Source organism: Polynucleobacter sp. UK-Kesae-W10 (assembly GCF_018881575.1).
Lineage (GTDB): Bacteria > Pseudomonadota > Gammaproteobacteria > Burkholderiales > Burkholderiaceae > Polynucleobacter.
In genome coordinates, this window is sequence record NZ_JACVQB010000014.1 from 1 (window position 1) to 1,117 (window position 1,117).

Sequence of the window (1,117 nt, forward strand, 5' to 3'; positions counted from 1 at the left end):
GATAACGCTCATACATCTGTTGATAGGCGCTCTCTAGATGTTTAGTAAACAGGGGTGTATCAAACAAGGGTGTACTGAGGCGATTGGCTGCTAGCTTTGCTTTAATCGCTATTAATGTTTCTGGTTGTAAGGCCAATTCAATAGCGCGGGCTTCATACTGTTCCGGGGTAGTAGTAATGAGCTCTGGCAGGCCAATGGCGTTCAGTAAGCTAGCCGCTACGCGGCTAGCAAACGACTGGCCCATCAAGGTAAGTACTGGTAGTCCTGCCCAAAGGGCATCGCTGGCGGTGGTGCCTGCGTTATAGGGCAAGGTATCTAAGAACAGATCGCACACTTGGTAACGGGCTAGGTACTCATCAGCGGGTAAGCGCTCACCGAACACCAGTCGCTCTGGTTCAATCCCTCTGGCTTTGGCCTCTTTTTGTAAATTGCTCTTGACCCAGTCATTTTCCGCATACAAAAATAGAACACTACCGGGGGTGGCTTTTAAGATCCGCATCCAGCGATCAAAGGTCGCTGGCAAGATCTTGTAGTTATTGTTAAAGCAGGCAAAGACAAAACCTTCTTGAGGCAAACCCAGTGCTTGACGAGTAAAAACAGTATTGGCAATCTTGCGCTGCGAGTCATTTACTTGATAGCTGGGTAAACGCACAATCTGCTCGCAATAGTAAGACTCAAAGCCTGGCGGAATGATGGTGGCATCAGCAATAAGGTAATCCATATAAGGAACCCCTAAGGTGCCTAAGTAGCCGATATAACTTAACTGGATTGGGGCAGCCCGATAGGCAAAGATGCCCATACGAGCATCGCCAGTAAAGCCCCCTAAGTCAACTGCAATATCAATACCCTTTTGGCGTGCTAACTGGGCAATAGCCATATCTGACATGTGGCTAGCATCAATAAACTGATCAAACGCTTTGGTCATGCGCTGGCGCACAGGACTATGGTCATCTACCCCGAGTGAAAATGCAATGATCTCAAATTGATCACGACGATGGGTCTCAAAGAGCTGTGCAGTCAAAATGGCTACCGCATGATTATTCAGATCAGCAGAAAAGTACCCAATGCGGATTTTTGAAGCAGGCGCCCTCTTGGGGATGGGGCCTAAGCTCAAGTT

At 48.2% G+C, this 1,117-nt stretch carries 1 pseudogene; it reads right to left on the bottom strand.

Annotation, left to right across the window (positions count from 1 at the left end):
* Window positions 1-1,117, bottom strand: a pseudogene (locus ICN24_RS10280) (hypothetical protein); the annotation flags it as partial.